Genomic DNA, 21,761 nt, shown 5'->3' on the forward strand with positions numbered 1-21,761 from the left:
CCATCGCCGGGCCCTCGGGGATCGGCTGAGCCTCTGTCACAGGTCCACACCCACGGGTAGGTCAGTGCCCGAAGAGGTGCCGGCCGCGACGGCGATGCCCCGACCGGGACGGCGGCGGACGCCCGTCCTCTCGCTCTCCTGTGGCCCGGGGGGCCGGTGCGGATGCGGGGACCTCATGCATGCGACGACGCCGTTTCAGTCCGGCCGCGAGCATCGCCAGTCCGAGGCAGAAGATCAGCGCCAGTGCCACGCCGGAGAGGAAGAGTCCTGGCGGGGTCAGCGTCGCGATCTGATTGCCGAAGATCTCCACCGCGTAGTCGGGGCCGCCCGAGAAGTTCTCCACGACGGCGATGGCCGCGAACGCGCCCGTGGCCAGCACGAGCAAGAGCGCCAGCAAGAGCATCGCTCCCACCTCCTCCTCCGGCCTTTGTCACCGATTACCCCAAGTGAGGCGCCTGACACGGCCTCCCGACACCGGTCGCCGGTCGGACGATCCACGCCGTCGAGCACTCGTCGCGGACTGCCGAGCGCCGGGGCCCCGCGGCCCAGCACCTGGTGGAGCCGCCGCTGACGCGGGTTTGCGCGGCTCTTGGGCGGGCACCCCGGCCGCATGAGCACGCGGGACGACACAGCGTCCGGCGCAAGGCATCGGCGTAGCCCTCGTCGGCTCTTTGCGGCGCTCGTGGCCGCACCGCTGCTCGCGGGGTGTGTTGTGGTCGAGGAACGCGACGACCCGAATGCGGCGCGGACTTCTGCGGGCGAGGTACCGCTCAGGGTCGTGGAGCAGGGTGGCCGAACGCTGGCGTTCGTCCCCGTGAGCATCGAAGGAAGGGGGCCCTTCTCGTTCGCCCTGGACACCGGAGCCTCCACGAGCGTCGTCGACGAGAACGTCGCGGACCGAGTCGGCCTGGAACGCACCGGCGAGCGACGTTCGGTGAGCGGGGTCCTCGGCACGGGGGAGGTTCCCGTTGCCCGGGTGGACCAGTGGGAGGTCGGCGACATACGCCTCGACCCGGGCGAGGTCACCGTCATCGATCTGGGTCCTCCCAGGGGAGGGGGAGGCATCCAGGGCCTGCTCGGTTCGGATGTGCTCAGCGACTTCGGCTCGATCACCGTCGACTACGACGACGGCGTCCTCACCATCCCCGCCCCGTGACGTCGCCGTACCACCGCACGACTGTCCATGTCCGTTCGACACCAGAACAAGTCCGGAGAGATTCTGAACGAGGAGACGCACGGGTTTCTGTGCGGGCGAAGAGGAGCGCCGAATTGGAATGGTGGAGCTGGCTCATCATCGCGCTCGCGATCCTCGCGGCTGTCGCTGTCTGTGTCGCGGCGCTTCAGGCGCGGCGTCGGTCCGGTGGCGTGATAGCGCAGGGTCGTCGGCCCCCGGGTCGCGGGGGAGGACGGACGTCATGACTGTCTGCATGCGAACCGGCTCCATGCGAGCCGGCGAGATCACCAGGAAACCTGTGGTGGCCCTGTCGGGTGAGGACGTCGGGCAGATCAAAGGCCTCGTCTTCGACGCCTCGACAGGCGGCATCCGGTGCTTCACCCTGGCCGACCGCGGCTGCCTGCCGGACGAGAGCGCACTGGAGGAGGACGACACCGCCGCCGGGCCGGGTGAGGAAGAGCACGCCGGGGTCGACGTACTCGGTGTCGCGATCACGACCCGCGACGGCGCACAGCTGGGTACCGTCACCGATGCCGTCGTCGCGACCGGCAAGGCACCAGTGGTGGCGGACTACGAGGTGGAAACCGCCGAGCACCGACGGGTCACGCCGCCGGTCGCCGGCCCTGTCACCGTTTCCGGCGAACGCGTACTCGTCCCCGATGCCGGCGCGGAGCACAGCACGAGTGACCTGGGAGGGTTCGGCACGGCCGTCGAAGACCTGCGCGACCGGCTCCCGTACGACCCGCAGGAGAAGTGACCCATGGTGCTGCTCAGCAAGGCCCAGGGCGAGGCCGTCATGGACCTCACGACGGCGGAGACGGTCGGAGCGGTCGCCGCGTGTACCGTCTCTCCCTCACCGGCGCGTATCACCGGTCTACGCCTGAAGACCCGGGGCCGCGGACACCACACCCTTGCCTGGGAGGACGTCCGGTCGTTCGGTCCGGACGCGGTCGCCGTCGATGGGGCCGACCGGATCCGCGACGAGAAGGACATCGATCCCGGTGATCCCGCCAGTGCCGTGCACGACCCCCTCGGGAAGGCCGTACTGACCGAGACGGGGCTTCAGAAGGGCACCGTGATCGACGTCGAGTTCGACGCGCAGTCAGGACGTGTCGGCCACCTGCTGACCGCCGAGGAGCAGATCCCGGGCGACGATCTTCTGGGAATCGGCAGTTACGCGGTCGTCGTCTCCGCCCCGCGGTGACCACCCGGAGGGCGCCGTGCCCTGGCCCGCCCGGGCAGCATTTCCCCCAACGATCGCTCATGCCTGAGAGGTTGAGCCTGTGCACGATGTGCCGCTGTGGTTGTGGATCGTGTTCGTCGTCACTGTTGTGGTCGGGCTGGCGGTCGATCTCCTCGCGCACCGGCGGGAGCATGTCATCGGCTTACGGGAGGCCGCGGTCTGGAGCGGGGTCTGGGTGGGCCTGGCCGTCGTCTTCGGGGCCGTCGTCTTTCTCGTGGTGGGCACCACCGCCGGCGTGGAGTACACCACGGCGTGGTTGCTGGAGAAGAGCCTGTCGGTCGACAACCTCTTCGTCTTCGCATTGATCTTCGGCTACTTCCAGGTGCCCCGCGCCCACCAGCACCGCGTACTGTTTCTCGGTGTCCTGGGGGCGCTGGTGTTCCGTGGCCTGTTCCTCGCCGCCGGCGTGGCGGTCGTCAGCCGCTTCACCGCCGTTCTGTTCCTCTTCGGCGCCTTCCTCTTCTACAGCGCGTACAAGATCTTCACCCAGGAGGAGGAGAGCACCGACCCCGGCAAGAGCATCGCCGTGCGGCTCCTGCGCAAGGTCATCCCCGTCCGGGACGACTACGCCGGGAACCGGTTCTTCATCAGGGAGAGCGGCAAGCTCGTCGCCACCCCGCTCCTTGCCGTCGTTGCCGCGGTCGAGGGCGCCGACCTGGTGTTCGCCGTCGACAGCGTGCCCGCCGTCCTGGGTGTCAGCAGTGATCTCTTCATCGTCTACACCAGCAACGCCTTCGCCATCCTCGGCCTGCGCGCCCTGTACTTCCTGCTCGCCGACCTGCTGGACCGCTTCCACTACCTCAGCAGGGGCTTGGCGCTGATCCTCGCCTTCATCGGCGTCAAGCTGATCCTCCAGGCAGCTCACGAGATCATCAGCACCAGCATTCCCGAGGTGCACTCGCTCATCAGCCTCACGGTGATCGTCATCGTCCTGCTGGCCTCCGTCGTGCTCAGCGTGCTGCGGCCCGCACGCTCGGGCGACGCCGATACGCCACCCGACGACGAGACCTGACGCGGCGAGCCGCGCCGAAGGCCGACCTGACCACCGGCCCGACAGCTCACCGGTCGTCCACCCCACCGAGCGTGAGCCGTCCGGGGACGGGGTACCCGGTGTTCCGCAGTCGGGGAAGCGTCTGGTGGGCGTTCACCTCCGCCGGGCGCCACCACCACACAGCAGGCACCGGGGCCACGCCCGGAGGACCGGATCCGCTCGTCGGACGCCGAGGTGACCCACATGAGTTCACCGGACGACGCACACGTGTTCGCTCTCATCGAGCGAGTTCTGACCGACGACGATCCGGTCCTGGCACGACGTATCGACACGATCGACCAGCAGTCCCCCGATGCGGCCGACGCCGTCCGGGGCGCCGAAGACGGGCGTAGGGGCCCGAGCACGGGCGAAGCGAAGCGGGGTGGGGCGGCCGGGGGCCGTGAAACCGCCCTCCACCGCGATGCGGAGTGCTCGTGGACGGTCGCAGTCGCCGTAGCGCTCGCGGTCATGGCCGGCATCGGGCTGCTGCTCGCGGCGATCCCCTCGGCGCATGGCGTCGGTGAAGGCGAAAGTCCCAGCCGGACGGGCCGGCTCCGTCCGCGTCCAGGCCCGTCCTTGAGGGCCGGGCCGGGGCAGGCAGGTCGTGTAGGGATCTCCCGGAGGGAGTCGAGATGGCTGACGCAAAGCCCGTCATCGTCGGCGTGGACGACGCCGACGACCAGGACGTCCTTGTGCGCTACGCAGCCCATCAGGCCGTGATGCGTGGAGTCCCCCTGCACATTGCCCATGCCATAGCGCTGCCCGGCCCCTTCGGCTGGGAGAAGGAGGATGAGGCTGGGCAGGGTTCTCTCGTGCAGCGGGGGGCGGCAGTCGTGGACCGGTTCGAAGCCGTGGCCCGGTCGGCGTTCCCCGATGTGACCGTCGCGGGCGAACTGCCCTTCGGTGATCCCGCCTCGACGCTCGTGGCGCGCTCTGCGGAGGCGTCCCTGCTGGTGCTGGGACATCGGGGCCGAGGCGGCTTTCCTCGGCTGGCCCTGGGCTCGGTGAGCCTTCAGGTGGCCACACACTCCCGGTGCCCGGTGCTGGTGACGCGTCCCGGCTCAGGCGCCGAACTGCCGCGGAAGCGCATCATCGTCGGCGCCGACCTCGTGCACCACACACCGGAGGCGCTGGAGTTCGCGTTCGCGGAGGCCGACCGCCGCGCGGCCCACCTGCACATCGTGCACACCCTGCACCGTCCCGCGCTGCTGCCCGGTCCAGGCAGCGTCACCTCAGCCCAACGGGATGTGCACGAGACCGAGGAAAGCGCCCGGGGCCTGGTCGAGGAACGGATCGCCGAGCTGCGCGGACGGCATCCGCAGGTGCCGGTCGAACTGGACATCGAGTGGGCTCGCCCGGCGACGCGTCTGGCGGAGTTGTCCGAGGAGGCTGATCTGCTGGTGGTCGGCTCGCGCGGCCGCACGGGCCTGCGCCGACTGCTCCTCGGCTCGGTGAGCAGCGAAGTCCTGCACACTGCCCGCTGCCCCGTCGCCGTCGTGCCCACGGCTGCAGACTGATGACCTCGTCCCGGCCCGTGTGCTACGAGGACTACGGAGAGATACGGCATGGCCCTGAACTTGAGGACGTCGAGACCGTGGCACAAGGCCGTCACGTTCCTTGTCGTCGGCTGCCTCGCCGCTGTCTGGGGCGTGACAGGATGCAGCGGTGACGGGGGCGACTACAACCCACCGGGCGCCAACGCCCGTGTCGGGCCGGTCCTGATCCGTTACGCCCACATCGCCGAACCTCCGGACGGCCCGTGGAGGACGGGGGACGACGCGCCCCTCTACCTCTGGTTGTTCACCCAGGGGCAGCGCACCGACAGGCTGCTCGGCGCGGAGACGACCGTCGCACAGTCCGTCGACATCGTGGACGCCGACGGGGCGGTGCGAGGACCGGTCGTGCTTCCCACCGGCAAGCTCGTCGAACTGGAGAAGGGGCGTGCGCACCTGCTGCTCAGGGGCCTGCGCCAGCAGATCCGGGGCGGGGACTACGTGTGGGTCACTCTGCGCTTCGAACGCGCCGGTGAAATCGCCCTGCAGGTGCACTCCCAGATCCCCACCTACGTCGACGACGACGCCACCGACGCACCGGGACTGACTTCCCCCTCACCGGAATGACGACTGCGACAGAGTCAGGGCCACACGCGGTGAGCGAGCGGGGAACCGCGCATACGGCCAAGCGGGCCCTTGGTGAACGCCTGTTCCCCGGCCGACGCTTGGACTCGGGCTCACCTGCTGCGGCGCCACGGTCCGCGACGGCGTCCTCGGCGTGCAGATCCTGGTGGCAGGCGGCACGCCGACCGGGGCCTGCACGGGTGGCTCCGCCGATCCTGGAGACCGGGAATCGCCGGCCCCGACGGGCACCATCGGGTCAGCCCGGTCCGAGCCGACGCCCGACGCATCGCCCGTACGGTGCACACGGGACCGTCTCAGCCTCTCGGTGGGGCGCCTCTCGGCGGGCGCGGGCAACCGGTATCGCGTCACCCTGCTGGACGCCGCCGGCAAGTGCGTCGGCGAGCCCGCCGAGCGAGAGGGCCGGGTGTACCCGCCCGGGTCGACCGGTGTGCGCAGACGTCTTCGAGGTCAGCGCGGTCAGGCCGGGAGAGCACCCCTGACCGAGAGGCGGACGACGCCCGGTGGTGCTGACCGGACCGTGTGGGGCGTGCCGCGTCGGGCACTCGGCCCGAGACGATGTCGTGCCGTTCAGGAGGGGGCCCATGGCCGCAGTCATCGAGGACTACGCCCTGCTGGGTGATCTGCAGACCGCCGCGCTGGTGGGACGCGACGGCTCCATCGACTGGTTGTGCCTGCCCCGGTTCGACTCGCCCGCGTGCTTCGCGGCCCTGCTCCACAACGAGGAGGCAGGACGGTGGCTGCTGGCCCCGGCCTCCGGCGGCCCTGCTGCCCACCGCCGCTACCGCGGGGACAGCCTGATCCTGGAAAGCCGATGGCGCACCGCCGAGGGCGAAGTGCGCGTAGTGGACTGCATGCCATTGCGAGGCGAAGCGGCCGACGTCGTACGCATGGTCGAGGGCCTGTCCGGCCACGTCACCATGCGCATGGAACTGCGGCTGCGGCTCGACTACGGCCACTTGGCGCCCTGGGTACGGCGCGACGAACCGGACCTGGCCGCCGTCGCCGGACCCGACGCGCTGTGGCTGCACACCCCCGTCGAGACCCACGGCGAGGACCTGACGACCGTCGCCGAGTTCACCGTACGTGCCGGTCAGCGCATCCCTTTCGTACTGACACACTCCCCCTCCCACCTGCCCCGCCCGCAGCCCGTGGACGCCGAGAAGGCGCTCGCGGACACGGAGGCGTTCTGGACATCGTGGATGTCCCGCTGCCGGTACGAGGGCAGGTGGCCGCAAGCGGTACGGCGCTCCCTGGTGCTGCTCAAAGCGCTCACCTACGCGCCCACCGGAGGGGTCCTGGCCGCGGCCACCACCTCCCTGCCTGAGAAGATCGGCGGCGTACGCAACTGGGACTACCGCTACTGCTGGCTGCGGGACGCCGCCTTCACCCTGCAAGCCCTGCTCGGCACCGGCTACGTCGAGGAGGCAGCGGCCTGGCGTGAGTGGCTGCTGCGTGCCGTCGCCGGAGACCCGGGAAAGCTGCAGATCATGTACGCCGTGGACGGCGCACGCCGGCTGCCCGAGCACAGCCTCGACTGGCTGTCCGGCTACGAGAACTCCGCCCCGGTACGGATCGGCAACGCCGCCGCAGACCAGTTCCAACTGGACGTCTGGGGAGCGGCGCTCGACACGCTGCACCTGGCCCGAGACACCGGGCTCACCCCGCACGACACCGCCTGGGACCTCCAGCGGCGTCTGCTGGACCACCTGGAGAGCCGCTGGCAGGAGCCGGACAGCGGCCTGTGGGAGGTCCGCGGCCGACCACGTCACTTCGTGCACTCCAAGGTCATGGCCTGGGTCGCCGCCGACCGGGCCGTGGACACCGTGCGGCGACACGGCCTCACCGGACCGGTGGACCGCTGGCGCGCCCTGCGCGACCGCATCCACACCGAAGTGTGCGCCAAGGGATACGACACCGAGCGCAACACCTTCACCCAGTTCTACGGCTCGCGCGGACTCGACGCCGCGCTGCTGCTCCTGCCCAGGGTCGGATTCCTGCCCTGGCACGACTCACGGATACACGGCACCGTCGACGCCGTGGCGCGCGAACTGTGCGAGGACGGCCTGCTCCTGCGCTACCGCCCCGGGTCCGACGGCGGCGTCGACGCCCTGCCCGGAACCGAAGGCGCCTTCCTGGCCTGCACGTTCTGGCTCGCCGACGCACTCCACGGCATCGGGCGACGAGCCGAGGCACACGCACTCTTCGAGCACCTGCTGACCCTGCGCAACGACGTCGGACTGCTCAGCGAGCAGTACGACCCCCAGGCCCGCCGCCAGTTGGGCAACACCCCCCAGGCGTTCAGCCTCGTCGGCCTGGTCAACACCGCGCGCTTCCTGAGTGGTGCTCCGACGAAGACCGCCCGTCCCGGCGCGGACCAGCGCCCGCCCACCGAACTCACCCACCCACGGCCGAACAGACGGTGACGTCAGCCTGCCGCGTCTCACGGACCAGGTCCCGCCGTGCCGGCGCGGTATCCTCGAGCCGCACACCAGGCCAGCAGCAGCCCCGCGGTGAGGGAACCGCCCATCCCCGCGGCAAGATCGATCACCGTGTCCTGGTACCCGACGCGAATCGGTTCGTCGAAGACCTCCACGGCCAGCCACTCGTACATCTCCCACAGGCACGCGACGGCGGCGCCCACGGCAGTCGTGGTCAGGGGGACGGCGGCGCGGCGCAGGCCCACGTCATCGGGTGAGGGCAGCAGCCGGTAGCGGGACAGCAACAGGTGCGAGGCAGCAGCGACCGCACCCGGTGTCACGAAGTGGACCACGGTGTCGTACCAGCCGACGACGCGGTACCAGTGCCACACCTCCGACCATGTCGCCCAGGTCAGACTGGCGCACACCAGCAGATCGAGAAGGGCCGGGAGCCGCGCGACACGGGGCACGAGCAGGGCCAGGAACAGCAGGGCCAGAAGCAGGGTGCCCTCCCGGGAAGCAATGCCCACAGCCACGGCGCTGGCGAGCGCCAGGAGCCGCACGCCGTCGGCGGTGATGCGCAGTGCCCGGGAGCGGGCAGTCGCCACCACGAATGAGTGCCTCCTCGTTCCTGCAGCAGCGTCAGGGTTGATACTTCCAGAATGTCGCTCTATGTCATGTGGTTCAGGGATATAGATCGTCCTGCTGGGGACCCGGGTGATCAGCGAGCGACTCGGCGGGAGGGCGCCGGATGCGCGGCGAGCGGATGCGATGGCCCCGTGCGGCGGCCGGCCCGCTCCTGCTGCTGACCGTGACGGCGTTCGTGCTCCTGCTCTTTCTGGTGCGCGGCGAATGGAGCCCGCTGCGCCGAGCCGATCAGGCGGTGGCCGACGGGCTCAACGACGCCGTGGCGGGCCACGAGGTGGTGGTCCGCGCTCTGCGAATCGCCACCGACCTGGGCGGGAGCCCGATGCTGGCCTGGCTGATGAGCGTGGGAGTGGCATGGCTGCTGCTGCGCCGCCAGGTACGGGCCGCCCTGTACGCGGCGGTGGCCTCGCTGGGCGCCTGGGCCCTCATCTCGGTGGTCAAGATCCTGGTGGGCCGCCTGCGTCCGGTGGTCGCAGAACCCTTGGCCGCACCTTCCGGGCTGAGCTTCCCCAGCGGCCACGCCCTCAGCTCGCTGGTGGCCTACGGCGTGCTGCTGCTGGTCTTCCTGCCTGCGATGACCCGCACTCAGCGCCGGGTCTTCACGGCGGGAGCCGCGACGGTCGTCGCCCTGGTCGGATTCACCCGGATCGCCCTCGGGGTGCACTACCTCAGCGACGTCGTCGCCGGCTGGCTGCTGGGCGCCGTCTGGCTGACTGTCACGGCCGTGGCCTTCCGGCACTGGCCCAGCGATCACCTGCTGGGCCACCGACTGCCGCCCGCCCCCGGCGGCGGTACGGGTGAGCGCTCCCGCGTCCCGGACCCGCTGCCGGTCCTGGGTGCCGCCCGCGAGCTGCGCCCCGTGCCCGAGCGACACGCTCCCGCCCTGGGGCGCCCGGTCGTCGCCGCGGCCGAGCTGCTCGTGGCCTGGATCCTGATCGTCGGGTCGATCTACGGCCTGGGGCTGCTGGTCGAAGGCATGGGAGCCGGGTCTGTCCCACCGAGCTGGGACCGGGCGGTGGCCCAGGACCTGGCTGACGCGCGCACACCGTGGCTGAGCGATGTCGCCGAAGGACTGCGCTTCCTGGGCGGCGGATCCGGGATCGCCGCCGGCGTGGCGGTCATCGGGCCGCTCGCCGTGGCCGTCACGCGCAGCTGGCGCCCCATGGCCCTTCTCACGCTGGCACTGATCGGCCAGGTCACGGTGTTCCTGGTCACCTCGATCCTGGTGAACCGCACCCGGCCCGACGTGGCGCAGCTCCACCCCGAGCTGCCGCCCACAGCGAGCTTCCCCTCCGGGCATGTGACCGCCACTCTCACGCTGACCGCCTGTGCGGCGATCATCGTCTTCCGCGCGACCGGGAGCACCCGATGGCGGCTGACCGCGGTGGGCATGTCCGTGCTCCTCACCGCCGCCGTGGCCGCCGAGCGACTGTACGCCGGCGCCCACTACCTGAGCGATGTGCTGGCCTCCCTCCTCCTGGCCGGGGCCTGGACGGCGATCTGCTGGTGGGTCACCCGTCCACCCCTGGACGCCAGAGCCAGGGAACACGCCGCCCTGAGCCCGGCGTAACGCCGCTGATGAAAAGGGCAGACGTGGCCAATTGAGAAGGCGTGCTCCGAGGGGGCGGTCTGCAGGGCGTCGCGCTGCTCGGGGCCGTACGCTAAGCCCGAGTCACCGGCAGTGACGGTGTTGGCGCGGCCGCTGTCGACATACGTGGTCAGGGTGCGCAGCAGCGGCCCCGGCACGCTGCAGGCCGCCGAGCACCGTGTCCACTCCCAGTCCCGGTGCCGTCCCACGGTGCCGCGGGGCAGCACGCCGCACCGCGTCGCCTCGCGGGCCCCGGCGGTGAGCCCTGTGCTGGGCGGCGGGTACGCTGCCATGCGATACGGCCTCCGCCCCTGGTGTCCCGCGACTTGATCGCCCACCGGACCTTTTGACAGCCCGAAAGCCGCACCGTCATGCGACCGCTCGAACCGCCCCGCTCCGCCGCCTCCCCGGCGTACGGCGTGCTGCGTGGGATGCGCGCGGGCGTGCTGGCGTTGTTGTGCGTGCTGCTGCCGCTGGCCGGGCACGTGCTCTCTCGGGGACACACACCGCGGTGGGCCGTCGTGATGGCGATGGCTCTGGTGGCCGTACCCGGTGCGGCCGTCCTGACGCGACGGCGGCTTACCGACACCCAGCTGCTCGTCGCTCTCGCGGTGGCGCAACTCGCCTACCACGCCGCCTATGCGCTGCCCGGAGCCTGCGCCGCCGTCGCGGCACAGGGCGGTCGACCCGGCGGTCCGACCTGGCTGATCGAGCACGACGCGGTCGCCGGACCGCCGCCCGGTGTACTGCTGGCCGGGCACCTGGTCACACTGCTGCTCGCGTCGCGACTGCTGGGCATCACGGAGCGTCTGCTGTGGCAGGGCAGGCCGCTGCTGGCCGCCGTACGCCGACTGCTGCTGTTCGTGTGGCCGCTGCTCGGCCGCTCCCACGGCACGGGTCCGCAGACCACCGTCCGGGAGAACGCACCGCGGCTGAGGTCGACCGTGCTGGTGCGGCTGTACGGGGGCCGGGCTCCGCCACGGGGCGCGGTCAGTCCGCTCGCCCTTTCCCGGCCCCTGCCGATCGGCGGTCCCCGCCTGCCCTGACGGGCGTGGCGCGAGGACCGGATCCCGCGGGCCGGTCCCGCCCGCCCCGGACGCACACGCGGCCGGGGGGATGACTGAGAGCCCCTCACCATGCCTGTCATCGACCGGCGTGCCGCCCACACGGCGGCACGCGTCCTCGTCGTACCCGCCGCCCTGACGGCCCTGGCCGTCGCCGTCCCGCAGGCCGCGGCCCACACCGGACTCGAAAGCAGCAGCCCCGGCGCGAACGCCGCGCTCGCCGGGCTGCCTCCGCGCCTCACGCTGGCCTTCAGCGATCCGATGACCCAGAAGTACGCCAAGGTCGCCGTCACCGGTCCGGACGGAGCATCCGTCGCTGACGGTGCGCCGCAGGCCGACGGCGAGACCGTCACTCTCGCGCTCACCAGCGGCTCCGCTGCCGGCCGTTACACCGTCGGCTACCGGGTCGTGTCCCAGGACGGGCACCCTGTCTCCGGCTCGTACACCTTCACGGTCAAGGCGACGGCCACCTCCCCGGCGGCACCGGCGAAGGAAGCCGCCGCTTCCCCTGAGGCTCCGGCGCTCAAGGCTCAGGAGGCGGACGACAAGTCCTCCGGGTCCGGGACGCCGGTGCTGGCGGCGGCCGGCGCGCTGGCCGTGGCCGGGGTCATCGGGGGCGTCCTGGTCCGCCGACGCAGGCAGGCCCGCGATGGCGACTGAGGCCAAGCCGACCCGGGTGACGGGGCTGCCCCGGTTGTCCGTGGTCCTCGCCTGCGGGGCGTTCGCGGCCGTCGTCGTGACCGTGGCCGCCGTATGGGCGGGCGGTGGTGCTGCGACCTCGATCCCCGGCATCGAGGATGCCGGTGCGGTGACCAACTGGGGTCTGCCGGTGGTCCGGACCCTCATGGACACCGCCGCCGTCGCCACCGTGGGCGCCCTGCTGCTCGTGGTCGTTCTCCTGCCCGGTGGCCGGAAGCTCACCGCGACGCAACTGCGCTATCTCACCTGGGCCGGCGCCGCGGCGGCGCTCTGGGCCGTGGCATCGGCGGCCGCACTGGTGTTCACCCTGTCCGATCTGTTCGCCCAGCCGGTGGCGGAGATCCTCTCGCCGACCATCGTGGCGGACTTCGTCAGCACCGATGCCCAGGGCCGTTCCTACGCCCTGATGGCCGCCACCGCGGGGGTGATCGCCACACTGTGCGTGGGCGTCGGCACCGCCCGCTGGGCCCGCCTCTTGCTCCTGCTCGCCCTGGCCGGGCTGGTGTCATCCGCCTCCACCGGGCACTCCTCGGCCGCGGGCAACCACGACGCCGCGGTCACCAGCTTGGCCCTGCATCTGGTCGGCGTCGCCGTGTGGGTCGGCGGGCTGGTCTTCGTCCTGGTCGTCGCCGCGCGCCGCGAGGAGCGGGCGGCGGACGCGGCCCGGCGCTTCAGCCCGCTCACCGCCGGGGCGCTGCTCGCGGTCGCGGCCAGCGGCCTTGTCAACACCGCCGTCCGACTCCCGTCCCCGGGCGATGTGTTCGCCAGCCGGTACGGGCTGATGGTCGTCGGCAAAGCGGTGGCGCTGGTCCTGCTCGGCGCCCTCGGCTTCTGGCACCGCCGCCGCACCCTGCCGGCCCTCGCCGACGGCAGGCGGGGCGCGTTCGTACGGCTTGCGGTCGGTGAACTGCTGCTCATGGCGGTGGCGACGGGGCTCGCCGTGGGCCTGTCGCGCACTCCGGCACCCGGCGCCGAGGACGCTTCCCTGTCGCCCACCGAGGAACTGCTGGGTTTCCCGATGCCGCCGCCACTCGGCGACTTCCCGTGGACGCCGCTGTTCACGCAATGGCACTTCGACCCGCTGTTCGGCTTCGGTACCGCCACGGCTGCGCTGCTGTACCTGGCAGGTGTCCGGAAGCTGCGCGCCCGTGGTGACAAGTGGCCTGTCGGCCGAACGATTGCGTGGCTGCTGGGCCTGGCGGTGACCGTCCTGGCGACCATGAGCGGGCTCGCGGTCTACGGCAAGGTGCTGTTCAGCGTGCACATGGGCCAGCACATGATCCTCGCGATGACCGTGCCGATCCTGCTGGTGCTCGGTGCCCCGGCCACCCTCGCGCTGCGCGCCCTGCCTGCCGCGCCGAAGGGCGAGCCGGACGGTCCGCGCGAGATGCTGATGAAGCTGCTGCACAGCCGCTATGTGAGGGTGATCTCGAACCCGGTGGTGGCGAGCGTGCTGTTCATCGGCAGCGCCTTCGTCGTCTACTACACGTCGCTGTTCGAGCAGCTGATGCGCAGCCACCTGGGCCATATGTTCATGCTGGTGCACTTCCTGGCCGTCGGGCTGGTGTTCTTCTGGGTGATCATCGGAATCGATCCCGGCCCGCGCCGCCCGCCTCACCTCGGGCGGCTGTTCGTGCTCATCCTGACGATGCCGTTCCACTCCTGGTTCAGCATCTCGCTGATGAGCTCCACCGCGCTGATCGGCGAGGGCTGGTGGTCCCTGCTCGACCGTCCCTGGGTCGCCGAGGCGTTGGACGACCAGTACAACGCGGGCGCGATCGCCTGGGCCACCGGAGACATCCCGGTCCTGATCACCACGATCATCCTGGCGATCCAGTGGATCCGCTCCGACCAGCGCGAGGCCCGCCGCATCGACCGGCAGATCGAACGCGGCGACGACAACGACCCCCTCGCCGCCTACAACGCCTACCTCGCGAGCCTGCACGCCCGCGACCGACACCCCGGCCAGTCGGCCAGGCCCACCCCCACCGAGGAATCATGAGCAAGATAAAGAAGCAACTGTTCGCCGTCGCGGTCCTCGTGGCCGGATTCGCCGCCGCGATCGGCTCCTACCTGCTCCTCAAGCCGGATGATCGCGGCAACGGCGGCCTGAACGTACAGCCGGTCGCCGAGGCGAAGGTCCTGCGCGACGACAGCCACCGCCTCAACACCCCGAAGAAGAGCGAACTGACCATCGTCGAGTTCCTCGACTTCGAGTGCGAGGGGTGCGGTGCGTTCCACCCGGTCGTGGAGAAGCTGCGCGAGGAGTACGGCGACAGGGTCACCTTCGTCGCCCGCTACTTCCCCATGCCGGGTCACCGCAACGGCGAACTCGCCGCTCGCGCCGCCGAAGCCGCCGCCCAGCAGGGCAAGTTCGAGGAGATGTACGACAAGCTCTTCACCACCCAGCGGGAGTGGGGCGAGTCGCAGGAGTGGAAGCAGGACGTCTTCCGCGGCTACGCGAAGCAACTCGGCCTGGACATGGGCAAGTTCGACGCCGCTCTCGCCGACCCGGAGGTCGCGGGGCGCGTCCAGGACGACCAGCGCGACGGCCTCGGCCTCGGTGTCCAGGGGACGCCGACCTTCTTCGTCGACGGAGCCAAGGTCGACACCCCGGCCTCCTACGAGGCGTTCAAGGCGCTCATCGACGCCCGGCTGTCCGACTGACGCAGGAGGACGCGCCGTGCGCTACCTCATCGACCAGGCCCGCGTCTTCCGCGCCCGCGCGGCAGCCCTCGGCCTGGTCCTCGGCTCCAGGCGGAGAACGACAGACCCCCTGCGCCGGGTCACGGCTGCGGGACACCCATATCCCGGTCCATCCCTCATCCTGGCGGCGGCTTCGGCCCGCCCGCTCTCACCAGCAAGGAGTTCCTCTTGCTCACGTAACACCGTGCCTGCTCGGCGCGCCGGACCGCGATCGTCGGCGGTCCTGCCATGTAGGGGCGTCGCCGCCGAGCACAAGATCAAGGTGCGGCAGTTGCCGGGCGAGCGCCTGCTGCGCGCGGCGGGCCTGCCCCCCGGGCGCCGATGTCCGGGTCCGTCGACTGCTGCTGCCGCAGGCGGCACGGGCGATGGACGAGGGCGCGATCGACGCCCTGATGGTGTTGGGCGGCGTTCCCCTGCCGGCGCTCTCCGCCCTCGACGCCCGGCACCCGTCCGCCTCCTTCCGTCGGCCGACCTCCTCCCCCGCCTGCGCGCCGGTACGGAACGCTCCGGCTCGGGCCTCGGTGCGGTGACGGGGCCGGCAGGGGCGCGCCGGGGAACGCCCGAGGTGACGACGACCATCGGCGTGGCCAACCCCCTCCTGTGCCACCCCGACCTCCCCTCCCCCGTCGCCACCGCCCTCATCGACGTCCTGGTTCGCCGCCGCGCGCCTCGTCCCGACCACAGCTCGGTCAGCCGAGCGGGCGGGCCGGGGTGCGCTCGGCCGTGCAGTGCGCCCTCCGGCACTTCAAGCCCCCGCCGCTGACCTATCTTGGCCTGCATGCAGGCATACACGATCGGCCAGGCCGCACGGCTGCTCGGCGTCAGTCCGGACACCGCGCGGCGGTGGGCGGACGCGGGGCGGGTGGCGACCCACCGGGACGAGGGCGGCAGGCGGCTCATCGACGGCAAGGACCTGGCCGCCTTCTCCGTCGAACTCGCGAAGAGCGGGGGCGGCGACGAGGACACCTCCTACACCTCGGTGCGCAACGCCTTTCCCGGCATCGTCACCGCGATCAAGCTGGGCGACGTGGCGGCCCAGGTGGAGATCCAGGCCGGGCCGCACCGGCTGGTGTCGCTGCTGACGCGGGAGGCCGTGGAGGAGCTGGGGCTTGAGGTGGGCATGGAGGCCACGGCCCGGGTGAAGTCGACGAACGTGCACATCGACCGCGTGTGAGCGGTGAGGGCTCCGCCTCCGCTCGCACCCCGCTGGTACAAACGCACATGCCATGCCAGTACACAAATGGTCCGGCTCATGCGATGCGACAAGAGACTTTCTCCTCGCATCTGCGGCAGTATCATCGGCGCATGTGCACCTACCAGAGGGAGTGGACTGGCCATGACCCGTTCCGTGCGTCGGACCCGCCGGATGATGAAGGTGACCGGCGCGGGCGCCGCCGCTCTGCTGGGTCTGAGCGCCTGCTCGCCCTCCGGCTCGGAGTCCGCCACTGACTCGGGCTCCGCCTCGGGCGGGCTGTCCGGGCAGGTGACCGTCTTCGCGGCGGCCTCGCTGAAGGAGAGCTTCACGAAGCTGGGCAAGGTGTTCGAGAAGGAGCACCCGGGCACCGAGGTGACCTTGAGCTTCGGCGGCAGCGACGCCCTCGCGGCGGGCATCACCGGCGGTGCGCCCGCCGACGTCTTCGCCTCGGCCAGCCCCAGGACCATGAAGGTCGTCACCGATGCGGGGGCCGCCTCGGGCACGCCGGTCACCTTCGTCCGCAACCGGCTGGAGATCGCGACCCTGCCGGGCAACCCCGGCAAGATCGCTTCCCTGAAGGACCTCACCGACTCGGGTCTGAAGGTCGTGCTGTGCGACAGGACGGTGCCGTGCGGTGCCGCCGCCCAGAAGGCCCTCGACGCGAGCGGGTTGAAGCTGACGCCGGTCTCCTACGAGGAGGACGTCAAGTCCGCGCTGAACAAGGTGGTGCTGAAGGAGGCCGACGCGGCGGTCGTGTACCGGACCGACGTGCAGGCGGCGGGTGACAAGGTGGCGGGCGTGGAGTTCCCCGAGTCGGCCGACGCCGTCAACGACTACCCGATCACCGTGCTCAAGGAGTCCCAGAACGCCGGGGCGGCCAAGGCGTTCGTGTCGCTGGTGAGGTCCGCCGAGGGCCGGCAGGTCCTGGCCGAGTCAGGGTTCCTGAAGCCGTGACCTCCTCGTCCCCGGGCAGAGCCGACGCCACGGACACCCTCACCGGTGGCCCGCGGCGCGGCCGCGTCCGCTTCCGCAGCGACCGTACCGGCCCGCGTGGGCGCGGCGGTGCCCCGCTGCCCCTGCTGCTGCCCGCGCTGATCGGTCTGGCCTTCCTCGTTCTGCCGCTCGTCGCCCTGCTGATCCGGGCCCCGTGGCGCAGCATGCCCGACCTGCTGACCAGCTCCGAGGTGTGGGAGGCGCTGCGGCTGTCCCTGGTGTGCGCGACGGCGGCGACCGCGGTGAGCCTGGTGATCGGGGTGCCGCTGGCCTGGCTGCTGGCCCGGGTGGAGTTCCCGGGGCGTGGTCTCGTACGGGCCCTCGTCACACTGCCGCTCGTGCTGCCGCCGGTGGTCGGGGGTGTGGCGCTGCTGATGGCGCTGGGCCGCAACGGCGTCGTGGGCAGGTGGCTGGACGACTGGTTCGGGCTCACGCTGCCGTTCACCACGGCGGGCGTGGTGGTGGCGGAGGCGTTCGTGGCGATGCCCTTCCTCGTCATCAGCGTGGAGGGCACCCTGCGCGCCGCCGATCCGCGCTACGAGGAGGCCGCCACGACCCTGGGCGCCTCCCGCTTCACCGCGTTCCGCCGGGTCACCCTGCCGCTGATCGCCCCCGGCATCGCGGCCGGCGCCGTCCTCGCCTGGGCCCGGGCGCTCGGCGAGTTCGGTGCGACGATCACTTTCGCCGGCAACTTCCCGGGCCGTACCCAGACCATGCCCCTCGCCGTCTACCTCGCCCTCCAGAACGACCCGGAGGCGGCGATCGCGCTCAGCCTGGTGCTGCTCGCCGTGTCGATCGCGGTGCTGGCGGGGTTGCGTGACCGATGGATGACCGCCTCATGACCGACCTCGACAAGACCACGGGAGCCGCGGGAGCGGCGGGAGCGGCCCTCGGGGCCTCCGCACCACCGCCAGGGAGCGGGCTCGACGCGCGCCTGGTCGTCGAGCGCGCTTCGTTCCGCCTCGACGTGGCGCTCAGGGCGGCGCCCGGTGACGTGGTCGCGCTGCTCGGCCCGAACGGGGCGGGCAAGACGACCGCCCTGCGGGCCCTCGCCGGTCTCGTCCCGATGTCCGGCGGTCATCTGCGGCTGGACGGCGCGGAGTTGGACCGTACCCGGCCGGAGTCCCGCCCCGTCGGGGTCGTCTTCCAGGACTACTTGCTCTTCCCGCACCTGTCCGCGCTGGACAACGTCGCCTTCGGGCCGCGCTGTCACGGCGCCACCAAGGCGCAGGCCCGCGCCCAGGCCGCCGAGTGGCTGGGGCGCATGGGTCTGGCCGGGCACGCCGGGAGCAAGCCGCGCGGGCTGTCCGGTGGTCAGGCGCAGCGCGTGGCCCTCGCCCGTGCGCTGGCCACCCATCCGCGCCTGCTACTGCTCGACGAGCCGCTCGCCGCGCTCGACGCCCGGACCCGGCTCGACGTCCGCGCCCAGTTGCGCCGTCATCTGGCGGACTTCGAGGCGGTCGCCGTACTCGTCACGCACGATCCGCTGGACGCGATGGTCCTGGCCGACCGGCTGGTCGTCGTCGAGGACGGCCACGTCGTCCAGGAGGGCACGCCGTCCGACATCGCCCGCCATCCGCGCACCGACTACATCGCGCACCTGGTCGGCCTCAACCTCTACCGGGGCGAGGCCGAGGGGCACACGGTCCGCGTCGACGGCGGCCCCGCGATCACGACCACGGAGGATCTCGCCGGCCCGGTCTTCGTCGCCTTCCCGCCCGGCGCGGTCACCCTGCACCGGGAGCGACCCACCGGATCCAGCGCCCGCAACCTGTGGCGCTTGGAGGTGGTCGGTCTGGAGACGCACGGCGACCAGATCCGCGCCGACCTCACCGGCGAACTGCCCCTGGCCGCCGACCTCACCACCATCGCCGCCGCCGAACTCGACCTGCGCCCCGGAGCCACAGTCTGGGCGTCGGTCAAGGCGGCCCAGACACACGCCTACCCCGCGTGACGAGGTTCCGGCAGGTGCGGACTTCACCGGGCTACGGTGAGCCTCCCAGCACCCCCAAAGGGGGCACATCGCACATTCTGTGAGGCGTACGACCATGAGCCTGAGCATCCGCAACCAGATCCCCGGCACCGTCACCTCCGTCACTGCGGGGGAGGCCATGGCGACGGTCAGGATCCGCCTCGACGGCGGCCAGGACGTCACCGCCGCCATCACCCTGGACGCCGTCAGGGACCTGGGCCTCGCCGCGGGCTCCACCGTGCGCGCCCTGGTCAAGGCCACGGAGGTCGCGCTGGCCACCGGCCCGGTTGAGGGGCTGTCCATCCGCAACCGGCTGCCCGGCACCGTGCTCGAGGTCGCGGCGGGGGCCGCGATGGCCTCGGTGCGGGTCTCGGTCGACGGCGGTGAGGTGACGGCCGCGATCACCAAGGACGCGGTCGGCGAGCTCGGCCTCGCGGCGGGGTCCGCCGTCACCGTCCTGTTCAAGTCGACCGAGGTCTCGCTCGCCACCGGATGAGGCCGAGGGAACTGCACGAGGCCCTCCCGGGCCCCCTCTCTCATCCCTCTGCCGACTCCAGCCACTTCTGGCCGCCGAGTGGGAACTCGTATGCCGGACGCCCGTTGTTGCCGCTGGTCCGGAACGGCTTCCCGTTGTCCTTGACGACGAGCGTGCCGTGCCGGTCGCCGCTGGACCAGGCCAGCTCCAGATACCAGCTCACGTCGTACGCCGAGGCGTCGGCCGTGATCTTCAGGACCTCCGGATCGGACTCGCTCACCTTGAGCGGGAAGTCCCGCTGCCCGGCCCCGGCCACGACCGTGGGCCGCGCTCCGTCGAGCGCCACGCTGAAGGGCCGGGTCGGCACATCGCCGCCGCAGCCGACGCCCATCACGTAGTCGTTCCAGGCCAGGGGCGTGTCCCTGGCGACCACCCGGACCTTCAGGCTGTCGAGGACCACCGTCTCCCGCCCCGTCCCTTGAACGGTCAGCGTCACCAACTGCTGCCCCGCCGACACCGCCTTGTACGCCCCGACCCAGGCCGGCGCGTCCTGCTCCACCGGGGGCGGGCCGACCTCCGTCGCGGGCCGGTCCACGAGGTAGTGCTGGGAGCACGGGCCCTCCCAGCTGTAGGGACGGGTGTTCACGGTCAGTGGAGGCTTGGCGTCCGGCCGGTCGGCGGAGCCCGCTCCGGCGCCGGGCGCGCTCTTCGTCGCAGTGGCGGAGGGCGACGGGGAGTCGGGGCCGCCGGGCTCGGCGTTCTTCGAGGGGGATGCCGACGTGCGGGGCCCGTCCTTCGTCGGCTGAGCCGAGGCGTCCTTGGAGGCGGCGGCCCCGACGGGGCTGCCGCGGCCGTCGTCGCCCTGATGTCCACCCGAAGGCAGAGTCAACGCCAGGGCGACGGCGCCGAGCACGACGGCCACGCCGACACCGGCCAGGACGGCGGTACGGCGGCGAAGACGCCGGGGACGTCCGGCGGGGATGGTGGGCCGGGCGGGGCCCGGAGTATCGGCGGGCGCGAACTCGGCCACCGGTGCACCGGGCCCGACCGCCGTCTCCTCGGAGGGGACTTGGGCGTCCCCCTGCCCGGCCGCCCCGGCATCCGCGTCCCCCTGCCCGGCCGCCCCGGCATCCTGGGAAGCCGAAGCGGCCGCCTCCCCCGCCCCCTTCCTCCCCCGCAACGCATCCGCCAGCACCCACCGCCGATGCAGCTCCACCAGCTCCTCCGGCGCGGCCTTGCACAGCCGCGCCAGCCGCTCCACGGGCGCGTAGTCGGTGGGGACGGCATCCCCGTTGCAGTACCGGTGCAGCGTCGACGTGCTCATGTGCAGTCGCTTGCCGAGGACGCCGTAGCTGAGCCCCGAGCGGTCCTTCAACTGCCGCAGAAGCGCCGCGAAGTCGGCCGCCGCAGTGCCTTCCGACACCGTTCCTCCATCCCCCATGTCCCGTTCCCCCGTTCCAGGGGACGGACGTTTCTCCAGGTCAGAACCGTTCCCGCCGTTCCAGTGTTCCTGATCGCCCGCCGGGTGTGGCGGCCGGGACGGAAACCGGATCAAGCTCTGGTCATCCAAGCACGCCGCTGCCGGAAACCGGTCGAGCGGATGCGCCCAAACCCATTGCACGGACAAGGAATCAGCCATGCGCACCTTCCGCCACGCCCGCCTCCTCGCCGCCACCGGCGCCGCCCTGACCGCCCTCGCCCTCACCGCCTGCGAGAACGGCTCCGGCACCCGCGACGAGGGCGCCGCGCAGTCGGGTTCGCCGAGCGCGACCAAGGACGTGTCGAAGCAGACGCAGGACCAGTCGTCTCGGCAGACGGGCCAGAACGCCGGAGCGGAGCAGTCGTCGGCCCGGTCCACCGAGCCGGGCGAGTCGGCGCAGAAGGGCGCGGGAGGCGGAGGCGCCCCGGCGGATCTGACCATCTGCAACGGCTCCAACACCAGGACCGAGGCGCAGCCGGTCTCCCGCCCGCTCAACCACCTGCTGCTCACCGTGACCAACACCGGTTCGAAGCGGTGTGCCCTGTTGTACTACCCGGTGCTCCGCTTCGACGAGATGCAGTGGGTGCCGCAGGCGATCGAGGACACCCGGCCGCAGGCCGTGACGATGCTGGAGCCGGGCGCCTCCGGTTACGCGGGTGTCCTGCTCTCCGCGGCCGACGGCAGCGGCACGGGCGCGGACACCGGCCGCAAGCTCACGGTCGGCTTCCAGGGCAGGACCCCGAACAGCGACGGCGGCCCGGCGGCCACGCCCTCCCTGCCGGCCGAGGGCGTCCACTACGACAGCGCGCTGAGCGTGACCTACTGGCAGACGGACATGGAAACCGCCCTCAGCTGAATTCCCACCAGCATGGGGCACCGCGGCCAGGCTCTTGACGCGCGACGCCACCGCGCCGGAGCCGGCCGCCGTGTCGGTCCGCT

At 71.7% G+C, this 21,761-nt stretch carries 23 protein-coding genes; 19 read left to right on the forward strand and 4 right to left on the reverse strand.

The annotated features are described in order from the left end of the window. Nucleotides 1–61: 61 nt before the first annotated feature. Nucleotides 62–403: a hypothetical protein gene (locus IM697_RS24675; RefSeq protein WP_194038286.1), complete on the reverse strand. Its 342-nt coding sequence runs from the start codon at nt 401–403 to the stop codon at nt 62–64. A gap of 411 nt (nt 404–814) precedes the next feature. On the opposite strand from IM697_RS24675, the gene IM697_RS45530 reads away from it, so the two are divergent. The 4 genes from IM697_RS45530 to IM697_RS24695 all read left to right on the forward strand — a co-directional run bounded on the left by IM697_RS45530 (nt 815) and on the right by IM697_RS24695 (nt 3,429). Continuing rightward, nucleotides 815–1,156: a retropepsin-like aspartic protease gene (locus IM697_RS45530; RefSeq protein ID WP_194038287.1), complete on the forward strand. Its 342-nt coding sequence runs from the start codon at nt 815–817 to the stop codon at nt 1,154–1,156. 259 nt (nt 1,157–1,415) lie between these two features. After that, the gene (locus IM697_RS24685; RefSeq protein WP_228044161.1) at nt 1,416–1,931 is read left to right on the forward strand and encodes a PRC-barrel domain-containing protein; all 516 of its coding nucleotides are present in this window, start codon (nt 1,416–1,418) and stop codon (nt 1,929–1,931) included. Between the two features lie 3 nt (nt 1,932–1,934). Continuing rightward, nucleotides 1,935–2,378, forward strand: coding sequence for a PRC-barrel domain-containing protein (locus tag IM697_RS24690; RefSeq protein ID WP_228044162.1), 444 nt, complete (start codon nt 1,935–1,937; stop codon nt 2,376–2,378). Nucleotides 2,379–2,457: 79 nt separating this feature from the next. Next, nucleotides 2,458–3,429, forward strand: a complete 972-nt coding sequence (locus IM697_RS24695) for a TerC family protein (RefSeq protein ID WP_194038288.1) — start codon at nt 2,458–2,460, stop codon at nt 3,427–3,429. A gap of 228 nt (nt 3,430–3,657) precedes the next feature. On the opposite strand, the gene IM697_RS24700 is transcribed toward IM697_RS24695, so the two are convergent. Then, nucleotides 3,658–3,960 carry a hypothetical protein gene (locus tag IM697_RS24700; RefSeq protein WP_194038289.1) on the reverse strand — a complete coding sequence of 101 codons (303 nt, stop codon included), beginning with the start codon at nt 3,958–3,960 and terminating at the stop codon, nt 3,658–3,660. 119 nt (nt 3,961–4,079) lie between these two features. Here IM697_RS24700 and IM697_RS24705 point away from each other — a divergent pair, with 119 nt between their 5' ends. The 3 genes from IM697_RS24705 (at nt 4,080) to IM697_RS24715 (ending at nt 8,008) form a co-directional block, all read left to right on the forward strand. Next, on the forward strand, nt 4,080–4,964 hold the full coding sequence (locus tag IM697_RS24705; RefSeq protein WP_194038290.1) for a universal stress protein: 885 nt from the start codon (nt 4,080–4,082) through the stop codon (nt 4,962–4,964). 48 nt (nt 4,965–5,012) lie between these two features. After that, nucleotides 5,013–5,567, forward strand: a complete 555-nt coding sequence (locus tag IM697_RS24710; protein ID WP_194038291.1) for a copper chaperone PCu(A)C — start codon at nt 5,013–5,015, stop codon at nt 5,565–5,567. A gap of 599 nt (nt 5,568–6,166) precedes the next feature. Further along, nucleotides 6,167–8,008, forward strand: coding sequence for a glycoside hydrolase family 15 protein (locus IM697_RS24715; protein ID WP_194038292.1), 1,842 nt, complete (start codon nt 6,167–6,169; stop codon nt 8,006–8,008). A 17-nt stretch (nt 8,009–8,025) separates the two neighbouring features. Here the strand turns inward: IM697_RS24715 and IM697_RS24720 are convergent, their stop codons facing one another. Then, a complete protein-coding gene (locus tag IM697_RS24720; protein ID WP_194038293.1) occupies nt 8,026–8,613 on the reverse strand; it encodes a DUF2238 domain-containing protein in 588 nt (195 codons plus the stop codon). A gap of 140 nt (nt 8,614–8,753) precedes the next feature. On the opposite strand from IM697_RS24720, the gene IM697_RS24725 reads away from it, so the two are divergent. The 11 genes from IM697_RS24725 to IM697_RS24775 all read left to right on the forward strand — a co-directional run bounded on the left by IM697_RS24725 (nt 8,754) and on the right by IM697_RS24775 (nt 19,363). Next, nucleotides 8,754–10,220, forward strand: coding sequence for a phosphatase PAP2 family protein (locus IM697_RS24725; protein WP_194038294.1), 1,467 nt, complete (start codon nt 8,754–8,756; stop codon nt 10,218–10,220). 389 nt (nt 10,221–10,609) lie between these two features. Continuing rightward, nucleotides 10,610–11,284, forward strand: coding sequence for a hypothetical protein (locus IM697_RS24730; protein WP_194038295.1), 675 nt, complete (start codon nt 10,610–10,612; stop codon nt 11,282–11,284). Nucleotides 11,285–11,374: 90 nt separating this feature from the next. Beyond that, complete coding sequence (locus IM697_RS24735) at nt 11,375–11,962, forward strand: copper resistance CopC family protein (RefSeq protein ID WP_194038296.1); 588 nt, start codon at nt 11,375–11,377, stop codon at nt 11,960–11,962. Then, nucleotides 11,952–14,003: a bifunctional copper resistance protein CopD/cytochrome c oxidase assembly protein gene (locus IM697_RS24740; protein ID WP_194038297.1), complete on the forward strand. Its 2,052-nt coding sequence runs from the start codon at nt 11,952–11,954 to the stop codon at nt 14,001–14,003. The genes IM697_RS24735 and IM697_RS24740 overlap by 11 nt, the downstream gene beginning before the upstream one ends. Beyond that, a complete protein-coding gene (locus tag IM697_RS24745; protein WP_194038298.1) occupies nt 14,000–14,668 on the forward strand; it encodes a DsbA family protein in 669 nt (222 codons plus the stop codon). The genes IM697_RS24740 and IM697_RS24745 overlap by 4 nt, the downstream gene beginning before the upstream one ends. A 404-nt stretch (nt 14,669–15,072) precedes the next feature. After that, nucleotides 15,073–15,237 carry a hypothetical protein gene (locus IM697_RS24750; RefSeq protein ID WP_194038299.1) on the forward strand — a complete coding sequence of 55 codons (165 nt, stop codon included), beginning with the start codon at nt 15,073–15,075 and terminating at the stop codon, nt 15,235–15,237. Nucleotides 15,238–15,485: 248 nt separating this feature from the next. Continuing rightward, a complete protein-coding gene (locus tag IM697_RS24755; RefSeq protein WP_194038300.1) occupies nt 15,486–15,881 on the forward strand; it encodes a TOBE domain-containing protein in 396 nt (131 codons plus the stop codon). A 162-nt stretch (nt 15,882–16,043) separates the two neighbouring features. Further along, nucleotides 16,044–16,856 carry a molybdate ABC transporter substrate-binding protein gene (gene modA / locus IM697_RS24760; RefSeq protein ID WP_194038301.1) on the forward strand — a complete coding sequence of 271 codons (813 nt, stop codon included), beginning with the start codon at nt 16,044–16,046 and terminating at the stop codon, nt 16,854–16,856. Then, nucleotides 16,853–17,737 (forward strand): molybdate ABC transporter permease subunit, encoded by an 885-nt coding sequence (modB, locus tag IM697_RS24765; protein ID WP_194038302.1) that lies wholly within the window; start codon nt 16,853–16,855, stop codon nt 17,735–17,737. The genes modA and modB overlap by 4 nt, the downstream gene beginning before the upstream one ends. After that, nucleotides 17,734–18,849 carry an ABC transporter ATP-binding protein gene (locus IM697_RS24770; protein ID WP_228044163.1) on the forward strand — a complete coding sequence of 372 codons (1,116 nt, stop codon included), beginning with the start codon at nt 17,734–17,736 and terminating at the stop codon, nt 18,847–18,849. Before modB ends, IM697_RS24770 begins: the two co-directional genes overlap by 4 nt. A 94-nt stretch (nt 18,850–18,943) precedes the next feature. After that, nucleotides 18,944–19,363, forward strand: a complete 420-nt coding sequence (locus IM697_RS24775) for a TOBE domain-containing protein (RefSeq protein ID WP_194038304.1) — start codon at nt 18,944–18,946, stop codon at nt 19,361–19,363. 40 nt (nt 19,364–19,403) lie between these two features. On the opposite strand, the gene IM697_RS24780 is transcribed toward IM697_RS24775, so the two are convergent. After that, the gene (locus IM697_RS24780) at nt 19,404–20,765 is read right to left on the reverse strand and encodes a transcriptional regulator (RefSeq protein ID WP_194038305.1); all 1,362 of its coding nucleotides are present in this window, start codon (nt 20,763–20,765) and stop codon (nt 19,404–19,406) included. Between the two features lie 214 nt (nt 20,766–20,979). On the opposite strand from IM697_RS24780, the gene IM697_RS24785 reads away from it, so the two are divergent. Next, the gene (locus IM697_RS24785; RefSeq protein WP_194038306.1) at nt 20,980–21,678 is read left to right on the forward strand and encodes a DUF4232 domain-containing protein; all 699 of its coding nucleotides are present in this window, start codon (nt 20,980–20,982) and stop codon (nt 21,676–21,678) included. Nucleotides 21,679–21,761 lie beyond the last annotated feature (83 nt).

Origin of the sequence: Streptomyces ferrugineus, assembly GCF_015160855.1 — a bacterium.
In the GTDB taxonomy this organism is placed as follows: domain Bacteria; phylum Actinomycetota; class Actinomycetes; order Streptomycetales; family Streptomycetaceae; genus Streptomyces; species Streptomyces ferrugineus.

Bases quoted from the DNA above. Each gene is read 5' to 3' on its own strand.
- IM697_RS24715 (WP_194038292.1), top strand. From the start codon at position 6,167: ATGGCCGCAGTCATCGAGGACTACGCCCTGCTGGGTGATCTGCAGACC.
- IM697_RS24735 (WP_194038296.1), top strand. From the start codon at position 11,375: ATGCCTGTCATCGACCGGCGTGCCGCCCACACGGCGGCACGCGTCCTC.
- IM697_RS24675 (WP_194038286.1), bottom strand. From the start codon at position 403: ATGCTCTTGCTGGCGCTCTTGCTCGTGCTGGCCACGGGCGCGTTCGCG.
- IM697_RS24705 (WP_194038290.1), top strand. From the start codon at position 4,080: ATGGCTGACGCAAAGCCCGTCATCGTCGGCGTGGACGACGCCGACGAC.
- IM697_RS24740 (WP_194038297.1), top strand. From the start codon at position 11,952: ATGGCGACTGAGGCCAAGCCGACCCGGGTGACGGGGCTGCCCCGGTTG.
- IM697_RS24755 (WP_194038300.1), top strand. From the start codon at position 15,486: ATGCAGGCATACACGATCGGCCAGGCCGCACGGCTGCTCGGCGTCAGT.
- IM697_RS24785 (WP_194038306.1), top strand. From the start codon at position 20,980: ATGCGCACCTTCCGCCACGCCCGCCTCCTCGCCGCCACCGGCGCCGCC.
- modA (WP_194038301.1), top strand. From the start codon at position 16,044: ATGACCCGTTCCGTGCGTCGGACCCGCCGGATGATGAAGGTGACCGGC.
- IM697_RS24775 (WP_194038304.1), top strand. From the start codon at position 18,944: ATGAGCCTGAGCATCCGCAACCAGATCCCCGGCACCGTCACCTCCGTC.
- IM697_RS24770 (WP_228044163.1), top strand. From the start codon at position 17,734: ATGACCGACCTCGACAAGACCACGGGAGCCGCGGGAGCGGCGGGAGCG.
- IM697_RS24725 (WP_194038294.1), top strand. From the start codon at position 8,754: ATGCGCGGCGAGCGGATGCGATGGCCCCGTGCGGCGGCCGGCCCGCTC.
- IM697_RS24690 (WP_228044162.1), top strand. From the start codon at position 1,935: ATGGTGCTGCTCAGCAAGGCCCAGGGCGAGGCCGTCATGGACCTCACG.
- IM697_RS24730 (WP_194038295.1), top strand. From the start codon at position 10,610: ATGCGACCGCTCGAACCGCCCCGCTCCGCCGCCTCCCCGGCGTACGGC.
- IM697_RS24700 (WP_194038289.1), bottom strand. From the start codon at position 3,960: ATGCGCCGAGGGGATCGCCGCGAGCAGCAGCCCGATGCCGGCCATGAC.
- IM697_RS24685 (WP_228044161.1), top strand. From the start codon at position 1,416: ATGACTGTCTGCATGCGAACCGGCTCCATGCGAGCCGGCGAGATCACC.
- IM697_RS24750 (WP_194038299.1), top strand. From the start codon at position 15,073: ATGGACGAGGGCGCGATCGACGCCCTGATGGTGTTGGGCGGCGTTCCC.
- IM697_RS24745 (WP_194038298.1), top strand. From the start codon at position 14,000: ATGAGCAAGATAAAGAAGCAACTGTTCGCCGTCGCGGTCCTCGTGGCC.
- IM697_RS24710 (WP_194038291.1), top strand. From the start codon at position 5,013: ATGGCCCTGAACTTGAGGACGTCGAGACCGTGGCACAAGGCCGTCACG.